At 71.6% G+C, this 19,753-nt stretch carries 20 protein-coding genes and 1 tRNA gene; 13 read left to right on the forward strand and 8 right to left on the reverse strand.

Annotated elements, in window-relative coordinates; all coding sequences use genetic code 11:
* Nucleotides 1-30: 30 nt before the first annotated feature.
* Nucleotides 31-558: a hypothetical protein gene (locus OGL88_RS12445; RefSeq protein WP_205462262.1), complete on the reverse strand. Its 528-nt coding sequence runs from the start codon at nt 556-558 to the stop codon at nt 31-33.
* 389 nt (nt 559-947) lie between these two features.
* Here OGL88_RS12445 and OGL88_RS12450 point away from each other — a divergent pair, with 389 nt between their 5' ends.
* On the forward strand, nt 948-1,703 hold the full coding sequence (locus tag OGL88_RS12450; protein WP_263091575.1) for a hypothetical protein: 756 nt from the start codon (nt 948-950) through the stop codon (nt 1,701-1,703).
* Nucleotides 1,704-1,884: 181 nt separating this feature from the next.
* Here the strand turns inward: OGL88_RS12450 and OGL88_RS12455 are convergent, their stop codons facing one another.
* Together OGL88_RS12455 and OGL88_RS12460 are read right to left on the reverse strand one after the other, a co-directional pair.
* Nucleotides 1,885-2,742: a hypothetical protein gene (locus tag OGL88_RS12455; RefSeq protein WP_263091576.1), complete on the reverse strand. Its 858-nt coding sequence runs from the start codon at nt 2,740-2,742 to the stop codon at nt 1,885-1,887.
* Entirely contained in the window at nt 2,742-3,386 is a 645-nt protein-coding gene (locus OGL88_RS12460) for a SatD family protein (protein ID WP_263091577.1), read from the reverse strand. The genes OGL88_RS12455 and OGL88_RS12460 overlap by 1 nt, the downstream gene beginning before the upstream one ends.
* 111 nt (nt 3,387-3,497) lie before the next feature.
* On the opposite strand from OGL88_RS12460, the gene OGL88_RS12465 reads away from it, so the two are divergent.
* Nucleotides 3,498-3,570: transfer RNA gene (locus OGL88_RS12465), tRNA-Val, on the forward strand.
* Nucleotides 3,571-3,595: 25 nt separating this feature from the next.
* Nucleotides 3,596-3,793: a hypothetical protein gene (locus tag OGL88_RS12470; protein WP_205462265.1), complete on the forward strand. Its 198-nt coding sequence runs from the start codon at nt 3,596-3,598 to the stop codon at nt 3,791-3,793.
* 171 nt (nt 3,794-3,964) lie between these two features.
* Here OGL88_RS12470 and OGL88_RS12475 read toward each other — a convergent pair whose 3' ends face one another.
* On the reverse strand, nt 3,965-4,846 hold the full coding sequence (locus OGL88_RS12475; protein WP_263091578.1) for an NAD-dependent epimerase/dehydratase family protein: 882 nt from the start codon (nt 4,844-4,846) through the stop codon (nt 3,965-3,967).
* Between the two features lie 81 nt (nt 4,847-4,927).
* Between OGL88_RS12475 and OGL88_RS12480 the strand changes: the two genes are divergently transcribed.
* Nucleotides 4,928-5,506 carry a TetR/AcrR family transcriptional regulator gene (locus tag OGL88_RS12480; RefSeq protein ID WP_123292596.1) on the forward strand — a complete coding sequence of 193 codons (579 nt, stop codon included), beginning with the start codon at nt 4,928-4,930 and terminating at the stop codon, nt 5,504-5,506.
* Between the two features lie 98 nt (nt 5,507-5,604).
* On the opposite strand, the gene OGL88_RS12485 is transcribed toward OGL88_RS12480, so the two are convergent.
* Entirely contained in the window at nt 5,605-6,771 is a 1,167-nt protein-coding gene (locus tag OGL88_RS12485) for a N(5)-(carboxyethyl)ornithine synthase (RefSeq protein ID WP_263091579.1), read from the reverse strand.
* 64 nt (nt 6,772-6,835) lie between these two features.
* On the reverse strand, nt 6,836-7,522 hold the full coding sequence (locus OGL88_RS12490) for an HAD family hydrolase (protein ID WP_263091580.1): 687 nt from the start codon (nt 7,520-7,522) through the stop codon (nt 6,836-6,838).
* A 130-nt stretch (nt 7,523-7,652) separates the two neighbouring features.
* Here OGL88_RS12490 and OGL88_RS12495 point away from each other — a divergent pair, with 130 nt between their 5' ends.
* On the forward strand, nt 7,653-8,642 hold the full coding sequence (locus OGL88_RS12495) for a hypothetical protein (protein WP_263091581.1): 990 nt from the start codon (nt 7,653-7,655) through the stop codon (nt 8,640-8,642).
* Nucleotides 8,643-8,645: 3 nt separating this feature from the next.
* Nucleotides 8,646-8,978 (forward strand): ASCH domain-containing protein, encoded by a 333-nt coding sequence (locus OGL88_RS12500; protein WP_263091582.1) that lies wholly within the window; start codon nt 8,646-8,648, stop codon nt 8,976-8,978.
* A 108-nt stretch (nt 8,979-9,086) separates the two neighbouring features.
* On the opposite strand, the gene OGL88_RS12505 is transcribed toward OGL88_RS12500, so the two are convergent.
* Together OGL88_RS12505 and OGL88_RS18075 are read right to left on the reverse strand one after the other, a co-directional pair.
* Nucleotides 9,087-9,590, reverse strand: coding sequence for a hypothetical protein (locus tag OGL88_RS12505; RefSeq protein WP_263091583.1), 504 nt, complete (start codon nt 9,588-9,590; stop codon nt 9,087-9,089).
* 54 nt (nt 9,591-9,644) lie between these two features.
* Nucleotides 9,645-10,652, reverse strand: a complete 1,008-nt coding sequence (locus OGL88_RS18075; RefSeq protein WP_263091584.1) for a helix-turn-helix transcriptional regulator — start codon at nt 10,650-10,652, stop codon at nt 9,645-9,647.
* A gap of 235 nt (nt 10,653-10,887) precedes the next feature.
* Between OGL88_RS18075 and OGL88_RS12515 the strand changes: the two genes are divergently transcribed.
* From OGL88_RS12515 to OGL88_RS12545, 7 genes are read left to right on the forward strand one after another with little or no spacing between them, the layout of a single operon-like run.
* Nucleotides 10,888-11,928: an LLM class flavin-dependent oxidoreductase gene (locus OGL88_RS12515; RefSeq protein WP_263091585.1), complete on the forward strand. Its 1,041-nt coding sequence runs from the start codon at nt 10,888-10,890 to the stop codon at nt 11,926-11,928.
* The gene (locus OGL88_RS12520) at nt 11,925-13,355 is read left to right on the forward strand and encodes an LLM class flavin-dependent oxidoreductase (RefSeq protein WP_263091586.1); all 1,431 of its coding nucleotides are present in this window, start codon (nt 11,925-11,927) and stop codon (nt 13,353-13,355) included. Before OGL88_RS12515 ends, OGL88_RS12520 begins: the two co-directional genes overlap by 4 nt.
* Entirely contained in the window at nt 13,352-14,674 is a 1,323-nt protein-coding gene (locus OGL88_RS12525; protein WP_263091587.1) for an NtaA/DmoA family FMN-dependent monooxygenase, read from the forward strand. Before OGL88_RS12520 ends, OGL88_RS12525 begins: the two co-directional genes overlap by 4 nt.
* A gap of 56 nt (nt 14,675-14,730) precedes the next feature.
* Nucleotides 14,731-16,293 carry an ABC transporter substrate-binding protein gene (locus OGL88_RS12530; RefSeq protein ID WP_263091588.1) on the forward strand — a complete coding sequence of 521 codons (1,563 nt, stop codon included), beginning with the start codon at nt 14,731-14,733 and terminating at the stop codon, nt 16,291-16,293.
* A complete protein-coding gene (locus OGL88_RS12535; RefSeq protein ID WP_263091589.1) occupies nt 16,290-17,273 on the forward strand; it encodes an ABC transporter permease in 984 nt (327 codons plus the stop codon). The genes OGL88_RS12530 and OGL88_RS12535 overlap by 4 nt, the downstream gene beginning before the upstream one ends.
* Complete coding sequence (locus OGL88_RS12540) at nt 17,270-18,166, forward strand: ABC transporter permease (protein ID WP_263091590.1); 897 nt, start codon at nt 17,270-17,272, stop codon at nt 18,164-18,166. The genes OGL88_RS12535 and OGL88_RS12540 overlap by 4 nt, the downstream gene beginning before the upstream one ends.
* Nucleotides 18,163-19,743, forward strand: a complete 1,581-nt coding sequence (locus OGL88_RS12545; protein ID WP_263091591.1) for an ATP-binding cassette domain-containing protein — start codon at nt 18,163-18,165, stop codon at nt 19,741-19,743. Before OGL88_RS12540 ends, OGL88_RS12545 begins: the two co-directional genes overlap by 4 nt.
* Nucleotides 19,744-19,753 lie beyond the last annotated feature (10 nt).

Here is a 19,753-nt window from a genome sequence, read left to right on the forward strand (position 1 = left end):
GTCGCTCAGCCGATGGTTTCGCGCGGTCGCTCAGCCGATCGTGGAGACGCCGCGGCGGAGCAGCGCGCGGGCCGCTCGAGCGCGGGGGATCACCCACACCGCCGCCCACAGGACCATGCCGGCCCAGAGCAGGATCAACATCGTCGTGATGAGGGCGTCGTGCTGGTCACGCATCGACCACGTCATCGCGATCCACAGCGTGCCGAGGACGACCTTGCCCCAGCCGGCTCCTTCGCGGTCGGCCTGCGCCTGCACGAGCGGGATCCAGAGTTCGGCTGGCACGCCGTACGGCACCTGCCCGTCGGCGATCCACTCGCGCACCGCGATCGAACGCTCGTACCCGCCCTCGGCGCGCCACGCTCGGAGCTGCAGGTACACGGCGATCGCGGCACCCGCCGCCGCGGACGGGATGCCGACCGAGACCAGGACGGTGGTGGTCGCCTCGGTGAAGGACGACAGCACGAGCATGACGAGGACGACCGCGAACGCGGCACCCGTCACCCCGGAGCCGAGGAGCCGCAGCCGCCCGGATTCGTCGAGGACACCGGCACCGTTCACGAGGGAGAGGGTACCCGCCACCCCCGGGGTTCTCGGGTACGGGTGCGGGTGCGCCCCGAGGTTCCGAAATCTCGGCATCTCGTGGCCCCGTTCGCTCGGGATCGGCACCTCGGCGATCGTCGCGCGGCATGTCCTGGAACCTCACCGCGTCCTTCGGGTTCGGACTGGAGGCCCGTCCCATGTCGTTCTCCACAGATCCGTCCGACTGTGGTCGGGTCCGGCGCCTCGTACGCGATGCTCTCGTCATGGGGAGCCGAGCACGAGACGACGACCTGCCGAGGCCGTTCCTCGTGCGGCAGGCCATCGCCGCCGGAGCGAAACCGTCACGGTTGACCCGTCGCGACCTCAAGGCTCCGGTCCATGGTGTCCGCGTCGGAGCGGACGTGCCCGTGACGGTCGTCGAAGCGATCGCCGTCGTCCTCCGGAGCGACCAGTTCGTCAGCCACACCACGGCGTCTCGGCTTTGGGGAGCCCCGCTGCCGTCGCGTCTCGACGACGAGCTCGTGCACGTGACGGCGATCGGGACCGCGCCGATCATGCGCAGGCCCCAGGTCATCCCGCACCGGACGCGCGTCGAGGGCTTCCGACCGGATCTCGTCCGTGGCATCCCGGTCAGCCCGCCGGCACGCGCGTGGTTCGAGTCAGCATCGCTGCTCACCCCGGTCGAACTCGTCATCCTCGGCGACCACCTCGTCGGCCCGAGCGGCCTCGCCACCATCGACGGACTGGCGGCCGCGGTCGTTGCGGGGAGTCGTTCGGCACGACGAGCACGAGCGGCGCTGGACAAGGTGCGGACAGGAGTCGAGTCACCGATGGAGACCCGTCTCCGGCTCGGAGTGGTCGACGCCGGGTTCCCGGAACCCGAGGTGAACGTCGACGTCGTGGACGACCGTGGTTCGTTCCTCGGCCGAGCAGACCTCGCGTGGCCGACGCTCCGGATCGCGCTCGAGTACGACGGCGACCACCACCGTGACCGCCGGACCTTCCAACACGATCAACGCCGGTCGAACGGGTTCGCGGTGAACGGCTGGATCGTCATCCACGCGACAGCTGCCGACACCGGGCGTCCGGCCGTGCTGTTCGAGCGACTCCGACAGGCGTTCGTCCAACGCCAGGTCGAGGGTCGGGCCCGCCGCGCGGCCTGACGCTGCTCCGAAGCGCCCCGATGCCGGGCGGACCTGCTGCGCCGAGGTTCCACGACTCGCCGTGCGCTCATCGCCGAGGTTCCACGGCTGCTTGCGCGAGGCCGCGAGATGCCGAGATTTCGGAACCTCGGGGACCGACCGACCGATGGACGGGCGGGCAGACGCGACGGGCTCCGCGCGGTCAGCTGTGCGCCAGGAGCCAGCACATGCCGGCGGCGGCGAAGGCCATCGCCCAGCTCACCAGGCTGCCGATCAGGAAGTACTCCGCCTGGTAGCCGGTCGTCTCGCGTCGGATCTCGGGGAACCGGACGATGCCCTTGGCCGCGATCAGTGCGGCGACCACCGGGAAGGCTCCCGTCACCGCGAACCCGGCCAGCAGCAGCCGTTCGATCGGGCCGATCAGGCGTCCGCCCTTGAGGCGCACCGTGCTGCCCCCGGACGCGTCGGCGTCGGCGTCGGAGCGTCGGCGTCGCCCGAACCGGCGTCGGAGGTCGTCGGCCTCGGCGCCCGTGACGGCTCCGCGCTGCAGTCCCGGCGGGAGTGCCTGGGCGACGACCACGTTCGCGGAGTCGACGAGGAACAGCGCCGAGCCGACACCGCCCACGACGGCGGCGAGCGGAACGGCGTCGACGAACGCCATACCCGAGCCGTCGTGCCAGTCGACCACGAAGCCCGTGCCGTCGGGCAGTGGCCCCCAGAGCAGCAGCACGGCGACGGCGACGGCGAGCAGGACCGCGGGCCAGGACCCGGACCGCCGCAGCCACCCCCGGGTCGTCGGCGCGTCACGGTCGTCGTCGGCGGTCCCGGCACCGGCTCGGACCGGCGCCGTCGCAGCGATCCACGCCGCCGCGAGCACCACCGTGACGAGGACACTCCACACGGGGACTCCGAGACCGAGCCACGCCACGGCGGACACCCCGGCCCACAGCACGACGACCGCGATGGTGGTCAGCGTGCGCTGCCGGTGCACGTCGACAGCGGTGCGGGCCCGGACGACGTCGCCAAGACCGATGAGTGCGAGGAGGATCCCGGCGAGCATCAGCGTTCCTGTCCCACGAGGACCCGGAGGCCCTCGACGATCGCGACCGCACCCGACTTCTGCACCGACTGGGACACCGCTGACGGGGTGATCCCCTCGGCTGCGGCGATCTGTGCCTGGGTCCGCCCCTGGACGAGGCCGAGCGCGATGCGTCTGGCCCGGGGCGTCAGGCGGGCGATGACGTGGTCGCGGCTGAGGAAGTAGGCGTTCACGAGTCGCTCCTCGGTGCCGTTGCGGTCGTCGGACGCGTGGAACCACGACCGGAGGAAGGACGTCCGGCCGTCTTCACGGCGGTGCGTCTCGTTGATGGCGTCGCGGGCGGACCACCACGCCGGGCCGTCCTGGAGCGGACCGCTCGCGCCGGACCCCACCGTGTGCACCGCCCCGCGCCCCATCCCGAGCCGGACCTGCACCGTCGGTGGCAGCGCGAGCATCGCGGCGGTGCTGGCGACGAGTGCGTCGGTGAGCGTGGCGTAGATGACCTGGAACTCGTCGCCGACGGTCGCGTGCACCGGGTCCACCGGGGTGACGTCGGTCGTCTCGCGGAACGCCTGCTCGACATCGCGCTGTGCGGCGGGGCGGTCGTCGAGCGTGCGTGAGTCGACGAGGTCGAGGATCACGGCGTAGACGGACTCGTCGGACATGGGTTAAGTGTACGGCTTACTATCGGCGAAATGAAGTCGAGCGCTGAACTGGCCAGCGGACGGGCTGTCCAGCGCAACGATACGGGGGATCGACCTCTAGGATCGTGTCGCGGGCTCTTAGCTCAGTTGGTAGAGCACTTCGTTTACACCGAAGTGGTCGGCGGTTCGAGCCCGCCAGAGCCCACCGCAGACGCGATCACGGGGGTCCGATGAACAGCCGACGACACGAGCCGGTCCGACAGCACTCCGTCGACTCCTTGCCGGGAACGAGTGGGAACCCGGTCGCGCCGTTCCAGCGCGACCACCAGCCCGGACAGGGTCCCATCCGTCACGACTGGGTGTACCTCGTCCCGGTCGGCGCGGTCCTGATCGGCGGGGTCATCGCGTTCTTCGTGTGGGGGAACTGACCGCATCGCCTGACCGACCGCACCGCCTGACCGACCGCACCGCCTGACCGACCGCACTGGTCCGCGGGACCGAGGCGGGGCAGGTCACGCGCGCCGACGGCGGACGGGAGGCACGGTGCGGGCCCGCACCTCGCCTCCTATCCGTCCCTCGGTCGCGCCCAGGGCGCGACGTCAGCGCTCGACGTGTTCCAGGTCCGCCAGCAGCGATTCGTGGACCGGCTCCCAACCGAGCGTGCGACGCGTGTGCTCGCTCGACGCCGGCTGGTCCATCACGAAGATCGGGGCGAACGCCCCGAACGTCACGTCCGCGACGCGCTCGACCGGCAGTCCGAGCCGTCGGCCGATCACCTCGGTGAGGTCGCGCACCCGGTCGCCCTCGTCGGCCACGGCGTGCCAGGCCGTGCCGGCCGGTGCGACCTCCAGTGCCAGCCGGAAGAGCACGGCGGCGTCCCGAGCGTGCACGGCGGGCCAGCGCTGTTCGCCGTCTCCGGGGTACCCGGCCACACCGCTGCCTCGGGCTGTCTCGGTGAGGATGCCCGCGAAGCCGCCCGCGCCGTCGGCGTGCACGGTCCGCGGCAGGCGGATCGCGGACACCCGGACGCCGCGCTCCGCGAGCTCGAGCGCGGCGAGGACCGATCGGGCGCGGCCGGCGACCGGTCCCTCGAGGGGCAGAGGGTCGGCCTCGGTCGACGCCCTGCCCGGGACCCACGGCGTGCCGGACACGACGACGAACGGGCGGTCGGAGCCGACGAGTTCCTCGCCGAGTACGGCCATCGCAGCCGCTTCCTCGGCGATGCCCCGGGTCAGGGCCTCCGGCGAGCTGAAGTCGTTCGAGAACGCGAGGCTGACGACGCCGTCGGCGGCGCGCGCACCGGCACGGAGGACGTCGAGCTCGCTGAGGCCGCCCCGGACCGGTTCGGCTCCCGCCGCGGTGAGGGCTGCAGCTGAGCGTTCCGAGCGGGCGAGCGCAGTGATGCTGTGGCCTGCGGCGATGAGCTCGGCGATGACGGCCGTTCCGATGGTGCCGGTGCCGCCGGTGATGAAGACGCGCATGGGATCCTCCAGTGATGGGACAAGTGTCTCGTCACCGTACACCCGTGATGAGACAATTGTCCCGTCCCGTAGGATGCTCCCATGGCGCGATGGGAACCGGGAGCTCGGGAACGGCTGGTCCTGGCCGCCGTCGACCTGTTCTCCGAACAGGGGTACGACGAGACGACCGTGACGCAGATCGCCGAGCGAGCGGGGGTCACGAAGAGCACCTTCTTCCGACACTTCCCGGACAAGCGCGAACTGCTCGTCGCCGGGCAGGAGACGCTGAGCCGCTTGTTGTCCGAGGGGATCACCGACGCAGCGCCCGAACGTTCACCGCTCGACGCCGTCGCCGCTGGGCTCGAACGTGCATCGGGCGAGATGGGTCCGATGAACCGTGAGCTGGGACCGCGACTCAAGGCCGCGGTCGCCGCGAGCGCCGAGCTGCAGGAGCGCGATGCCCTGAAGAGCGTCGGGATGGCCGCCGCGATGACCGATGCGCTCATCGAGCGCGGGGTCGCGGAACCGACGGCCCGGCTCGCGAGCGAGATGGGCGTGCTCGCCTTCAAGCAGGGGTTCGACCGGTGGGCCGGTGCGGCACGCGCTGATGACGACGGACTCGCGGGTCATGCGCTCGCAGCGTTCGCCGAGCTGCGGGAGGCTGCTGCGGCGCTCCGGTGAGCACCGCCGACGCGGTACGACAATGCCGTTGTCGCACGACGTCGACCTCGTCGTTCCGCATCGGGTGAGCGCCGACCAGCGCCCGACCAGCGCCCGCGTCAGCCGCCCACCACGTGCGGGTACTCGTCCGAGCGCCCCTGGAACGCGAGGATCGCCGGGTTGCGCACGTGGCCGTCCTCGATCTCGACGGCGCGTCGGATCGTGTCCGAGTCGGCCCACGCCGACGTGCCCTCCATGACCGGTCGGAGGAACGGCATGAGTGCCTCGCTGATCTCCCACGTCGTCGAGTTCCAGAGCAGCGACGGGCTGTGGTCGACCGCGTAGTAGTTCGTGCTCTCGCCGACGGTGGTCATCGGTTCCGCGAAGGTCGTCGCCTGCGCCCACTCGAACCCCATCCCCACGTCGATCGAGACGTCGACGATGAGGCTGCCCGGACGGAACACGCCCAGGTCCTCGGTGCGCAGGTACGTGAGCGGAGCGTTCGGGTCCTGGAGCGTGCAATTGACGACGATGTCGTTCTCGGCCAGGTACGGCGCCAGCGGCACCGGACCGTCCTCGGTCTTCACCGTGTTGCCGCTGGGGTCGTGGTCGTCCTGGCTGATCTGCAGCATGTCGACGGAGGGGATCGGCGACCCCACGGCCGCGATGTCGCGGTTGGTCAGGACGCGGACGTCGTGGATCCCGTGGGCGTTCAGCGCGGTGACGGCACCGCGGGCGGTGGCCCCGAAGCCGATCACGACCGCGGTGAGGCGGCGGCCGTAGTCCCCGGTGGAACCACAGAGCTGCAGGGCGTGGATGACCGAGCAGTAGCCCGCGAGCTCGTTGTTCTTGTGGAACACGTGCAGGCTGAACCCGCCGTCCGACCGCCAGTGGTTCATCGACTCCCACGCGATGAGGGTCAGGCGCTTGTCGATCGCGACCTGGGTGAGGGCGGGGTCCTGCACGCAGTGCGGCCAGCCCCACAGGACCTGTCCGTCCCGCAGGTCCTCGAGGTCGGACACCTGGGGCGTGGGCAGCAGGACGACGTCCGACGCGGCGATGAGCTCGTCTCGGTCCGCCATGGCGCCGACGAGGGCTTCGAGGTGGTCGTCCGTGACGCCGAAGCGGCGACCGTACCCACGTTCCAGGATGATGTTCGCGCGCAGGTCTGGGTCGATGCGCTCGAAGTGGGCGGGATGGATCGGGAGGCGGCGTTCGTCGGGTTTCCGCGACTCGGCCAGCACCCCGAGGTGCAGCAGCGGCGATGCTGCCGGTGTTTGGGTCATGGTGCACTCTACGGCCGCTTGCCGCCGCCGAGCGGCCGAGTGGCCGAGCCGCCGAGCGGCCACGTCACCCGCGGCGGTCGGCGAGCGCCGTGAGCACCAGGGCCTCCATGTCGGGGCCGTCCTGGGCCTCGTGGTCGATCAACAGCCCGTGCATCCCGGCGGACCGGGCCGCCTCCACGTCGTGCGCGACACTGTCCCCGACGAACAAGCAGCCGCTCGGCTCGACGCCGAGTTCGGCGGACAGGGTCTCGAACGCTCGACGGTCCGGCTTCTGCACGCCGATCCGCTCCGAGGTGCACACGACGTCGACCGCGTCGAGCAGGCCGGTCCGGCGCAGTTTGTCGACCTGCTGCGTCTCGGTGCCGTTCGTCAGCACGCCGATGCGGTACCCCTGGAGACGGAGCGTCCGCAGGAGCGGCATGCTCCCCGGGTACGCGCGCCACGATGCCTCGTACTGGCGCCGGTAGGCGTCGAAGAGCTCGTCCAGCCCCCCGTCGTCGGCGGGCATCGGCACGCCGAGCGCGGGCAGGACGGCCCGGAGCCGTTCGCGCCGCTGCTCGGGGAAGCTGATCTGCCCGGCTCGCCACCGCTCGAACTGCTCGGTCTCGGCGGCGAACCAGCGGGCGATGGCGAACGCCGAGGCGGGCACGTCGAGCGACTCGAGGAACCGGGCGGCACCGGCGGTCGCTGCGCCACGGTGGTCGAACAGCGTCCCGTCGAGGTCGAACCCGACCGCTCGCAGATGCGCCATGTCCTCAGCGTAGGGACGGCGACCTCGCCGACCTGACGTGCTGCGGTTCTCCGCACGATGTGGGCCGGCCCGTCGGAGCTCGGCCAGGATGCACTGGGAGGCGTCGTCCTGCCGGAAGAGGAGTCACCCCATGCGGGTCCTGAGCTACGTCCTGCTCATCGTGCTGATCACGGCGCTCACCCTCGGGGGCACCCTGCTGGCGGTGTTCGAACTCAGCGACGTTTCGGACGTCCTGATCATCGCGGTGAGCGTCAGCATCCCGATGTTCGTCGTCGGACCTGCGGTGGTCGGGTCGTTGGCGGGCTACTGGGACCACCGGTCGTCCACGGACAGTTCCCGGTACCTGCGATGGTGGCTGCTGGGCGTGGTCGCCGTGGACGTGGCGGGTGCGGTGGTCGTTGTGCTCGCGTCGGTCTCGGCCGGCGCGCCGGTCTGGGTGCCGGTCGTGCTGATCGGGGGAGCGGCGGTGCTGCTGGTGATCGCGCGGCCACTCGGTGCGCTGTTCCGGCGCACGGAGCCGTCGCCGTCGGCGTACCCGGTCGGCTACCGGTTCGGACCGGCCGAACTCCGCCACACGATCGTGGTGATCGCGGTGACCTTCGGCGTGTCCATCGTCGTCGTGACGATCGGCGTGGTGGTCCTGGCCGCCTTCACCGGGGACGACCCCGCTGGACTCACCCAGGCGGCCTTCCTCGCCGGCCAGCTGGTCTTCACTGCGACCGCGTTCGCGGCCCTGCTCCAGTCGCTGCCGTTGAACGGGCTCTTGCGGGCGTCCGCCGGCCACGACCTCGGTCGGCTCCGCCGGTTCTCGAAGATCGTGCTCCGCGGCGCGGACTTGCCGCTCGAACCGGCTGACCAGGTCGGCGTCGTCCGGTACGCCACGGTTGTCCCACTCGCGCTGCGGTTCCAGCTCGTGTACATCGGCTTGCTCTACACGGCGCTCGCGTTCCAGATGGTGTCGACGTGGATCCGCGGCGACCTCGGGATCCTGCCGCCGGTGTTCCTCGTGCTCATGGTGGCGGTGCTCGTCTGGATCGTCCCGCTGACGCTCCGCCGGATCCGCCGTGCGACGGCCTACGCCGCGCGGCACGCGGACCTGGTTGACATCGACCAGACTTGATCCGTGCCCCAGACGATCCACTTCCACCAGAAGCACCACGACGCCGTCCACCGCGGCGACAAGGTCACGACGGTGCGCTGGAACGAGGACGTCCGCACCGGCCCCGCGGTGTTCGTCTTCGACGAGCACCCCTCGGCGAGCCCGTTGGCCGGCCGGGTCACCGAGGTGACCGACCACCGCCTGGCGGAGCTCACCCCTCGGGCGGCGCACCAGCCGGCCGACACCGACATGGTCGACTTTGCTCGACAGCTGCGCGCCAACTACTACCCGGACATGCCGGACGACGCGGTGGTCCAGGTCGCGGTCATCGCGCTCGACGCGACACCGCCTGCGTGACGTCCGCCAGGGCGGTGGACGGGACGACCTGACGGACGGGAGGCGCGGTCCGGGCCCGCCCCGCGCCTCCCGTCCGCCCGTCGGCCCTGCCCAGGGCGCGTGGCAGGATCAGCCGTCGGTCTCGCCGTCGACGCAGTCCTCGACCTGCTGCGCGAGCTGCGAGTCGTCGCTGAAGGAGTTCGGCGCCGCGGTCGCGGCGGTGTCCGACACCGCGTCCTGCGCGGTGTCGTTGACGGCGTAGAGCGGCCCGTCGAAGTCGTCGGCGGTCGGGTCGGCGGTGCTCGCCCAGACCGACACGGCGTCCTCCTCGTCGTCCTCGTTCGTGTCGTCGTCGCCCTTCGACATGATGGTGGCGCCGAGGTACCAGCCGCCGTCGCCCTTCTGGATGTTGGCGGCGGTGACGGTGTCGTCCGGGCCGACGGCGTCCGCGATGAGGTCGACCGCGGCACCCGAGGCGAGGTCGCACTCGGCGGCCTGCGACTTCTCCTCGGAACCGGGGAGCTGCCCGACGGGGTTCGGGTTCTGGGCTCCGCCGGGGTCGCAGCCGGTCAGCAGGAAGGCGATGGTGGCGGCACCGAACAGCGCGGCGGTGGACTTCGTTCGCGGGGACATGGCCGGGACGGTAGGCGACGGTCGGTGCACAGCGACCCAGGTGCGTCCGGCCGGTCAGCGGTGCAGCGTCGTCTTCGGGTACTCCCCGTAGCGGGTCGTGTACTCGGCGGAGAACCGGCCGAGGTGCGCGAAGCCCCAGCGCCGGGCGACCTCGCTGACCGAGCTGCTGGCGGCGTCCAGGCGGAGCAGGTCGCCACGGACCCGCTGCAGCCGGACGTAGCGGACGTACGCAGACGGCGGCATCCCGAACAGCCGCTGGAACGACTCCTGCACGGCGCGGACGCTCAATCCGGACACGGCCGCGAGGTCCGACACGGCGATGGGTTCCGCGGCGTGCTCGTGCACGTGGTCGACCGCGCGGCGGATGCGGGCGTTCCGCGGTGCCCACAGGGCGCTCGACGGTTCGGCGGCCTTCGGCGGGTAGAGGGCGAGGAACGCGACGGCCACGGCGCGTGTGGCGTCCGACCACGCGGTCGTCGCGACACCGTGCTCGGCGAGCACCCGCCGCGCGGACTCGAGGACCTGACGCCACCGGGTGACGGCGTCCGCGGTCGGTGCGGTGTGCTCGTCGAGGTGCAGGCCGCCCGAGGGCAGGCCGTGGCGCTCCTCGGCGACGGAGCGGACGAAGGCGCGGTCGAGGTGGACCATGACCGCGTCGTGGTTGCGGGCCTCGACCACGGCGCGTCGTTCGGTGGGCATCAGTGCGGGGGTGCCGTTGTCGACCGCTCCACCGCCGCGGAGCAGGTCGAGCGAGACGACACCGCCGAGCACCAGGACGACGACGTACGCGTCGTCGGGGGCCACGATGCCACGGACGTACCCGCGCATCTGCGACCGGCGGAGCGTCACGTTGCCGTCACCGACGGCCAGGTACCGGAACGAGTACGCGCCGGTCGTCGGCCGGGTCTGCCAGGCGGTGCCCGTCACGAGGCCCGGCAACTGCTCGAGGGCCTGTTCGGGCGAGGACGCCGACGCTTCCAGGCGGACCGGTGCCACCGCGGTGACGGTGGTCTGCGCGGTGGTGTTCGCGGATGACGTCTCGTCGACGGATTGCTGCGGCACGGTGAAGATCCCTGATCGTCTCGAGGAACACAGGAGTTCCGGCAACCGGGGTCCGGGGCAGCTGCCGCAAAGCTACGTCGGTCCTGCTCCGGGCACAAGAGCGGTGATCATGCTCCTGTCCCGAGCTGCGCGCGCTCTCCTACGTTCCGTGACGAATCACTGCGCTGCGTTACGTCGACACTCGTGCGCGTCGCTCGCTCGTGTTTGCATCGCTCCACTGACGAGGGAGTGTTGCATGACGCACGTCGAACGCACCGCCCGCGCGGCCACGGTGCCGCTGCGGATCGCGGTGTTCTCGCACGGCACCGAGGCGCCGGCGGCGACCCGGGCCTACCGCGAGGAGCTCGAGCTGTTCACCGCGGCGGAACGCCTCGGGTACGACGGGGCCTGGGTCCGCCAGTTCCACTTCCGGCACGACGACGCACCGGCTCGCGGCGGACTACCGTCCCCGTTCGTCTTCTTCGCCGCCCTCGCTGAACGGACATCCAGCCTGCGACTCGGGCTCGGCGCGGTCACGCTGCCGCACGAGGACCCGGTCCGGGTCGCCGAGGACGCCGCCGTCCTCGACGCGATCAGCGACGGCCGCGTGGAACTCGGCGTCGCGAACGGTGGCGGCCCGGAGAGCCTCGACGTCTTCGCGCCCGGTCTGGTCGGCGCCGACCACGACACCCGTCGTGCAGCGTTCGACGAGCAGCTCGCACGGCTGCTCGACGCGCTGCGCGGTGCGTCACTCGGCACGGGGACCGCACGCCTCAACCCGGACGGCAGCGGGCTGCTCGACCGGATCTGGGACGCCACGCTCAGCGCCGAGAGCGCCGCCATCGCCGCCCGTCGGGGGCACGGGGTGCTGATCGGCACCACGCAGACCGTGCCGGCCGAGGTCACCGCGGACGCCTACTACGCCGCGCTGCCGGACGACGCCGTTCCCCGCGTCGCACTCTCGACGGCGATCTACCCGGCCCCGGACCGCGAGACCGCATTGCGCGAGGCGCGTGCCGGCATCGAGGCGAAGTACGCGTGGGGCGAGTCGTTCCTGCCGCCGGCGACGACCCTGGCCGAGAAGGCCGCATCGCTCAACCTGCACTACGGCACGGCCGACGACATCGCGGAGTCGATCGCGTCGAAGCCGTACTCGCGGTACGCGACGCAGCTCAACGTGCAGGTCGACGACGGCTACGCCGACGTCGGTGCACGGACGGACGCCCTCGCGCTGTTCGCCGAACAGGTGGCCCCGCAGGTCGGCGCCGTCCTGGCGCACCAGGCGGTGACGGCATGACCCGCGACGGCGGCCTGGTGCTCGGCGGGATGGTGTTCTACCCCGGTGGCGAGCACGTCACGAGCTGGCGCCTGCCGGGCAGCGAACCGGACGCCTACCTGGACGTCGAGTACTACGTCCGGTTCGCGCAGACGCTCGAGCGCGGTGGGTTCGCGACGCTGTTCATCGCCGACGAGCTGTACGTCTGGGACCGCTTCGCGTCGGGCATCGACCACGCCGTGAACATCCGCACCGAGCCCTTCACCCTGCTCGGTGCCCTGTCGCAGCGGACCGAGCACATCGGGCTCGCCGCGACGGTCTCGACCACCTACAACGAGCCGTACCACGTGGCCCGCAAGCTGGCGTCGATCGACCACCTGAGCGAGGGCCGGGCCGCCTGGAACCTCGTCACGAGCGCCTCGGACGAAGAGGCCTGGAACTTCGGTCGCGACGCGAACCTCGACCACGCCGTCCGGTACCGCCGGGGTGCCGAGTTCGTCGACGTCGTGCAGGGCCTCTGGGACAGCTGGGACGACGACGCGTTCCTGTACGACCAGGAGTCCGGGTACTTCGCGAAGCGCGACGGACTGCACGTGCTCGACCACGAGGGCGAGTTCTTCCGCGTGCGCGGGCCGCTCAACATCGCCCGTCCGCCGCAGGCCCACCCGGTGCTGTTCCAGGCCGGGGCGTCCGAGGCCGGCCGTGCGCTGGCCGGTGCGAAGGCCGAGGGCGTCTTCACCCTCTGGCAGGACGACCTCGCCGACGCGCAGGCCCTGTACGCCGACTACAAGCGCCGCGCCGTCGAGCACGGACGTGACGCGTCGTCGATGCTCATCCTGCCTGCGGTGTCGCCGGTGATCGGCGACACCGAGGCCGACGCGCTGCGGCAGCTCGACGAGATCGAGGAGCTGACCCCGGACCGCGTCTCGCTCGACCTGCTGTCCCACTACCTGCAGACCGACCTGTCCGACCGGCCGCTCGACGCACCGTTCGAGCACGTCTTCGACGAGACGGCCATCAACCAGTCGAAGTCCGTGTACGAGTCGATCCGCCGCATCGCCGCCGAGGCCACCACGCTGCGCGAGGTCTACCGGACGATCCTGCGCCGGCGGTTCCTGCCGGGCACGCCCGAGCAGATCGCCGACTGGCTGACCGAGCGGTACGAGCAGGACGCAGCCGACGGCTACATGCTCGCGTTCTCGTCGATCCCGGTGAGCGTCGACCGGTTCGTCGACCAGGTCGTGCCGGAGCTCGAACGCCGAGGTGTGTACGACCGCGCCTACCGCGGCGACACCCTGCGGGAGCACTTGGGACTGTCGCGCCCGGCGAACACGCTGCGGGCGCGAGACGGTGCCGTGGAGGCCGGGAGGCCCGACACCGGACCCGACGTCGGTGACGCTGGTCGGGCCTCCCGTCCAGAGCCCGCAGAACGCGGTGCGGGCGCATGAGCGGCCGCATCCTGCTGGGGGCGTTCGCCTTCCACCCGGGCGGCGCGCACGTCACCGGGTGGCGGCACCCGTCCTCGCGCCCCGCCGAGCACCTGAGCATCCGGCACCACCGGCACATCGCGCAGACCGCCGAGCGCGGGGTGTTCGACACGATCTTCCTCGCCGACGGCCTGTACTTCTGGGACCGGTACCCGTCGGGCGTCGACCACTACGGTGCGCTGCGGCCCGAACCGTTCACGCTGCTCGCCGCGCTGTCCCAGGTGACGTCGCGGATCGGCCTCGCCGCGACCGTGTCGACGACGTACAACGAGCCGTACCACGTGGCCAGGACCCTCGCCTCGCTCGACCACCTCAGCGGTGGGCGAGCCGCGTGGAACCTCGTCACGAGCCGTTACGACGAAGAGGCCCGCAACTTCGGTGGTGACGCCCACATCGACCACTCCCGGCGGTACGAGCGCGGTCGCGAGTTCGTCGACGTCGTGAACGGTCTGCTGGACAGCTGGGACGACGACGCGATCGTGGCCGACCCGGCGTCCGGGGTCTTCGCGCGCCGCGACGGCCTGCACCGTCTCGACCACGAGGGCGAGTTCTTCCGGGTGCGCGGGCCGCTCAACATCGCCCGGCCGCCGCAGGGCCACCCGCTGCTGTTCCAGGCCGGCGGGTCCGAGTCCGGGCTGGAACTCGCCGCGGACACGGCCGACGCGGTGTTCACCCGTGGTGGCTCCACCTCGGACGTCCGACGCTTCGTCGACGACCTGCGCGCCCGGGCCGTCCGGCACGGCCGCTCCGCCGACGCGGTGAAGATCATGCCGTCGGTGATGCCGGTCGTGGGGGAGACCGCCGCCGATGCCCGAGCCGAGGCGGACGCGATCCTCGCCCTGACGCCGGACGCCCTCATCCTCGAGGACGTGTCGCACCAGATCGGGCAGGACCTGTCCGGCCGCGACGTCGACGTGCCGTTCGACTACGCCGAGGAGTTCGACACCTCGAACGAGACCCGCTCGCCGAAGCCCGCGGTCGACCGGCTGCTCGCCGACGGCCCGGCGACGCCCCGCGACGTCTACGCGTGGTCGTACCGCCGCAGCCTGCTGACGGGTACCGGACCGGAGATCGCCGACCGGTTCGAGGAGCTCGCCGACGACGGTGGCGCCGACGGCTTCATCGTGCAGTTCCCGTACCTGCCCGGCGGGATCGACCGGTTCGTCGACCACGTCGTGCCGGAACTGCAGCGCCGCGGCCGGACCGCCACGGCGTACGACGACCTCACCCTGCGCGAGCGCTTCGGACACCCCCGGGTGCCGGACCGCGCGCACCGCTGACCGCTCCACCCCTCCCAGCACCGCACCCCTGCACCCCGAACCCCTAGGAGTCATCCGTGACCGTCGACCTCACGTCGCGGCGGCGTCGCCTCAAGCGCCTCGCCCTCGCGGCCACCGCGTCCGCCCTCGCCCTCACGCTCGCCGCGTGCTCGTCCGGCGGCGACGCCTCGCCCGGATCATCCTCGGACACCGGCACCTACACGCTCGGGCTCCAGGAGCCCGACAGCACGATCAACCCGCTCACCACCTCGGACTACAACGCGATGTTCATCGTGGGGCTGGCGTCCGAGGGCCTGCTCAGCCAGGACGCGAAGGGCAAGCTCGAGGGCCGTCTGGCCGACTCGTGGAAGGCATCGTCCGACGGACGCACCTGGACGGTGCAGCTCCGCGACGACCTGCAGTTCTCCGACGGTGCCGCGCTCACGAGCAAGGACGTCGTCGCGACGTTCGACTCGATCATCGGCAAGGACAGCCAGTCGCCCGGCAAGTCGAGCTTCGACGGCATCCTGCAGTCGGTCGCCGCCGACGGTGCCTCGACGATCGACTTCACGCTCGCCAAGCCGTACGCCGACTTCCCGTACCTGCTCACGGGCTCGAACACGACCATCCAGCCGGCCGGTTTCGACGCGTCGACGAACTGGGCCAAGCAGCCGGTCGGCGCCGGGCAGTTCGTGCTGACGAAGTACTCGGCGGGTCAGGGCGCCACGTTCACGAAGAACCCCGACTACTGGGACGCGAAGGACGTGGAGCTGCAGCAGGTCGACGTGAAGTTCTACGCCGACGACCAGGCCCAGCTGCTCGCGTTCCAGAGCGGTGAGATCGACCAGATCGCCGCCAGCCCGACCGCGTCGTCGACCCTGCAGGCCTCGGACTACAACGAGACCGAGCCGTACTTCAACAAGTTCGACGGCATCTTCCTCGACGTCACCAAGGCGCCGTTCGACGACCCGAAGGTCCGTGAGGCCTTCGCCCTCGCGCTCGACCGCGAGGAGATCGTCAAGACGGTCTACGGCGGCGCAGCCGAGGTCGGCAACGACACCACGTTCTTCCCGAGTTCGGCGATCCAGCCGAAGGGGCTCGAACAGCGCGAGCAGGACAAGGCGAAGGTCGCGGACCTGCTCGGCGGCACGACCGTGTCCTTCGAGATCACGACGCTCGACGCGGAGAAGTCCCTCGCCCAGGTGGTGCAGCAGCAGCTCGAGGCGGTCGGCGGGTTCGACGTCACCCTCGAGGTGCTGACGAGCGCGCAGTACTACGCCGACGGCGACGACACCCCGTGGCTGAACGCCCCGGTGACGATCACGAACTGGGCGCAGCGCCTGCCCGCACAGTACGTCGACCTGATCTACCGCGACGGCGCGGTCTGGAACGCGTCCAAGTACTCGAGCCCGGAGCTCGAGCAGCTGACCGACCGGTACGAGTCGACGACCGACGAGTCGGAGCGGCAGGACCTGGCGAACCAGATCGCGGAGATCGAGTGGACCGACCTGCCCGTGATCGTCCCCGCGTTCGCGTCGAGCAGCATCCTGCTGCAGAAGCGCGTCACGGGCACGTTCCGGTCGGGGCAGGACTTCCCGGGCGGCTTCGACTTCCGGGGCATCGGGGTCACCGCGTCATGAGCACCACGCGCCGCCGTCGTCTGCTGACCCTGGTCGGGCAACGGGTCGTCCAGATCCCGCTCGTCCTGGTCGTGGTCTCCGTCCTGACGTTCTGGCTCGTCCAGGTCGTGCCGGGTGACCCGGGCCGGAACGCCCTCGGGCAGTACGCGACGGCGGCGCAGGTGCGCGCGTGGAACGTCGATCACGGGCTCGACGGGTCCCTCGTCACCCGGTACCTGCACTGGATCGGCGGGTTCGTCACGGGGGACTGGGGCACGAGCTTCGTCTACTCCGAGCCGGTCCGCGACCTGGTGCTCGGTCGCCTCGGAAACTCCCTGCTGCTCGGCGCGTACGCGTTCGTCATCATGGTGCCGGTCGCGATCACGCTGGGCGCCGTGCAGGCGTACCGGCAGGGTCGCCGCTCCGACCGCGCCGTCACGGTCGGGCTGCTGACGATCTCGGCGGTGCCGGAGTTCGTCGTCGGGATCGTGCTGCTGCTCGTCTTCGCGGTCTGGCTGCGGGTGGTGCCCGTGCAGGCGTCCGGCGCGCTCGACGCCGGGTTCGGCGAGCGGCTCCGGGTGCTCACGCTGCCCGCCGTGGTGCTCGCCCTGGCGTACCTCGCCGTCCTGACCCGGATGGTGCGTGCGGGGACGATCGAGACCATCCGGTCGCAGTTCCACCGCACCGCCGTGCTCAAGGGCCTGACCACCGGCCAGGTCGTCCGCCGGCACGTCGTCCGCAACGCGCTCATCCCGACGTTCTCGGTGCTCGGCATCTACCTCGGCACCCTGCTCGGCGGCAGCGTCATCGTCGAGACCCTGTTCTCCTACCCGGGCCTCGGCGCGCTGCTCGTGTCGGCCGCCGAGCGCAAGGACGCCCTGCTGCTCGAGAGCGGGGTGATGCTCGCCGGGGCGCTCTCGCTCGGCGCGCTCCTGCTCACCGACCTGCTGTTCGTGGTGGTCGATCCCCGGATCCGCTTCGAACGGACGGCCACCGCATGACCGCCGTCGTCCCCGGTGCCGTCGAGACCGATGCCCTGGCCGGGCGTCCGCCGGCGTCGGCCACCACGGGCACCGCACGGGTCACCCGCCGCGGCTGGCGCGGACTGCTCCGGCGTCCCACGTTCCTGGTCTCCGTGGCGATCCTGCTCTGGTGGGTCGTCCTGGCCGTGGGCTGGCACCTGCTCGGCCTGCAGCCCTTCGCCCGCACCGGCGAGCTCCTGCAGGCACCGAGCGCGGCGCACTGGTTCGGCACCGACTCGCTCGGCCGCGACGTCTTCGCCCGCGTCGCCGCCGGGGCCCGGCCGGCGCTCGTCATCGGCCCGTTCGGCGCGGCACTGGCGACCGTCGTCGGCGGCACCCTGGGCCTGCTCGCCGGCTACCACCGCGGCTGGGTCGACACCGCGCTGATGCGGTTCTTCGACGTGCTGCTCGCGTTGCCCAGCCTGATCTTCCTGGTCGTCCTCGTCGGTGCGTTCGGGGTGTCGACGCCCGCGCTCGTCCTCATCGTCGGCGTGCTCTTCGCCCCGGGCATCGCGCGGATCGTCCGGGCCGCGGTGCTCGTCGAGATGGGCAAGTCCTACGTCCAGGCCGCACGGCTGCAGGGCGAGAGCTCCGTCCGGGCGATGGTCACCGAGTTGCTGCCGAACGTGATCGGGGTCTTCGTGATCCAGGCGGTCCTGAGCCTCGGTGCCGCGATCTTCATCACCGCGTCGCTGTCGTTCCTCGGGCTCGGTTCGCAACCGCCGGCCGCCGACTGGGGACTCGACATCAACGCGAACCGCGCCTACCTGCAGGCCGCGTGGTGGACGGTCGTGTTCCCGGGTGTCGCCGTGGCGTCGATCGTCGTGTCCGCGAACCTGATCGCCGACAACCTCAAGGAGGTCTCCGAGTGAGCGAACAGCTCCGGACCGCCGGCACGACCGACGCGCTGGTCCGCGTCGAGGGACTCACGGTGTCGTACCGCGGCACCCGGGTGGTCGACGACGTCGCGTTCGTGATCGAGCCCGGTGGCTCGTACGGGCTCGTGGGCGAGTCCGGCTCCGGCAAGAGCACCGTGGCCGGCACGCTGACCGCGTCGCTCGGCCCGGACGCCGCCGTCGAGTCGTCGGCGCTGGTCGTCGACGGCGTCGACGTCGCGTCCCTGCGCGGTGAGCGGCTGCGGCGGTTCCGGCGCGACGTCGTGGCGGTCGTCCACCAGGAACCCGGCCTCGCCCTCAACCCGACGATGACGGTCGGACGCCAGGTCGCCGAGGTGCTGCGCGCCACGGGCTCCGGCCGCGCGGCTGCGGACACCGCGACGATCGAGGCGTTCACCCGCGTCGGGCTGCCGTCGCCGACGACGATCGGCGTGCGGTACCCGCACGAGCTGTCCGGCGGTCAGCAGCAGCGCGTCGCGATCGCCATGGCCCTGGTGGCCCGTCCGCGCCTGCTCGTGCTCGACGAACCCACGACGGGCCTGGACAGCACGGTCGAGGCGGGCATCATGGCGCTCATCGACGAGCTCCGGACCGAGATCGGCTTCGCGACCCTGCTCATCAGCCACAACCTGCCGCTGGTCGCGGCGCACTGCGGCCGGGTCGGGGTGCTCCGCCACGGGGTGCTCGTCGAGGAGGGCGCCGCAGCCCAGGTGCTGCTCCACCCCACCGAGCCGTACACGAAGCAGCTCGTCGACGCCCTGCCCGACATCACGACGGGCAAGGCGGGAACGACAGCCGAGACCGCGCAGCACGACGTGCTCGCGACGATCAGGGGCCTCCGCAAGGAGTACGACGGCGCCGTCGCCCTCGACGGCATCGACCTCGAGCTGCGCCGCGGTGAGGTGCTGGGCGTCGTGGGGGAGTCCGGCTCCGGCAAGACGACCTTCGGCCGAGCCCTCGCCGGACTGGTCCGACACGACGGCACGATCACGCTGGACGCCGGCGACCAGACGCCGACCGGTACCCCACCCGTGCAGGTCGTGTTCCAGAACGCGGACGCCTCGCTCAACCCGCGGCGCACGGTCCGACAGGTGCTCGGACGGGCGATCCGGCTGCTGCACGGCGACGGCACCGCCGAACAGCTCGCGGCGCGTGTCGGGCTGCCCGCCGACGTCCTCGACCGCCGGCCCGCCCAGCTGTCCGGCGGGCAGAAGCAGCGCGTCGCCATCGCCCGGGCGTTCGCCGGTCCGGTGCCGCTCGTGGTGTGCGACGAACCGACGTCCGCCCTCGACGTCTCGGTGCAGGCGCGGATCCTCGACCTGGTGCTCGACCTGCAGCGCACCACCGGCACGACCTGCGTGTTCATCTCGCACGACCTCGCCGTCGTGCGCCGGGTCGCCGACCGCATCGCGGTCTTCGACGGCGGTCGCGTCGTCGACGTGGGCCCCGCGGAGCGGCTGTTCGACGCGGACGCGCACCCGCGCACCCGCGAGCTCGTCGCGGCCGCGCTCGACCTGCGCCGGCGCGCCGGTCTGGTGGCTCCCGCGGCCTGAGTGGGGCCCT

The organism is Curtobacterium sp. RIT-PI-V (assembly GCF_025642935.1).
In the GTDB taxonomy this organism is placed as follows: Bacteria; Actinomycetota; Actinomycetes; order Actinomycetales; family Microbacteriaceae; genus Curtobacterium.

Coding starts and splice junctions, on each gene's coding strand:
- OGL88_RS12455 (WP_263091576.1), bottom strand. CDS start 2,742: ATGCTCGCCGGGATCCTCCTCGCACTCATCGGTCTTGGCGACGTCGTC.
- OGL88_RS12460 (WP_263091577.1), bottom strand. CDS start 3,386: ATGTCCGACGAGTCCGTCTACGCCGTGATCCTCGACCTCGTCGACTCA.
- OGL88_RS12470 (WP_205462265.1), top strand. CDS start 3,596: ATGAACAGCCGACGACACGAGCCGGTCCGACAGCACTCCGTCGACTCC.
- OGL88_RS12475 (WP_263091578.1), bottom strand. CDS start 4,846: ATGCGCGTCTTCATCACCGGCGGCACCGGCACCATCGGAACGGCCGTC.
- OGL88_RS12480 (WP_123292596.1), top strand. CDS start 4,928: ATGGCGCGATGGGAACCGGGAGCTCGGGAACGGCTGGTCCTGGCCGCC.
- OGL88_RS12485 (WP_263091579.1), bottom strand. CDS start 6,771: ATGACCCAAACACCGGCAGCATCGCCGCTGCTGCACCTCGGGGTGCTG.
- OGL88_RS12490 (WP_263091580.1), bottom strand. CDS start 7,522: ATGGCGCATCTGCGAGCGGTCGGGTTCGACCTCGACGGGACGCTGTTC.
- OGL88_RS12495 (WP_263091581.1), top strand. CDS start 7,653: ATGCGGGTCCTGAGCTACGTCCTGCTCATCGTGCTGATCACGGCGCTC.
- OGL88_RS12505 (WP_263091583.1), bottom strand. CDS start 9,590: ATGTCCCCGCGAACGAAGTCCACCGCCGCGCTGTTCGGTGCCGCCACC.
- OGL88_RS12515 (WP_263091585.1), top strand. CDS start 10,888: ATGACGCACGTCGAACGCACCGCCCGCGCGGCCACGGTGCCGCTGCGG.
- OGL88_RS12520 (WP_263091586.1), top strand. CDS start 11,925: ATGACCCGCGACGGCGGCCTGGTGCTCGGCGGGATGGTGTTCTACCCC.
- OGL88_RS12525 (WP_263091587.1), top strand. CDS start 13,352: ATGAGCGGCCGCATCCTGCTGGGGGCGTTCGCCTTCCACCCGGGCGGC.
- OGL88_RS12535 (WP_263091589.1), top strand. CDS start 16,290: ATGAGCACCACGCGCCGCCGTCGTCTGCTGACCCTGGTCGGGCAACGG.
- OGL88_RS12540 (WP_263091590.1), top strand. CDS start 17,270: ATGACCGCCGTCGTCCCCGGTGCCGTCGAGACCGATGCCCTGGCCGGG.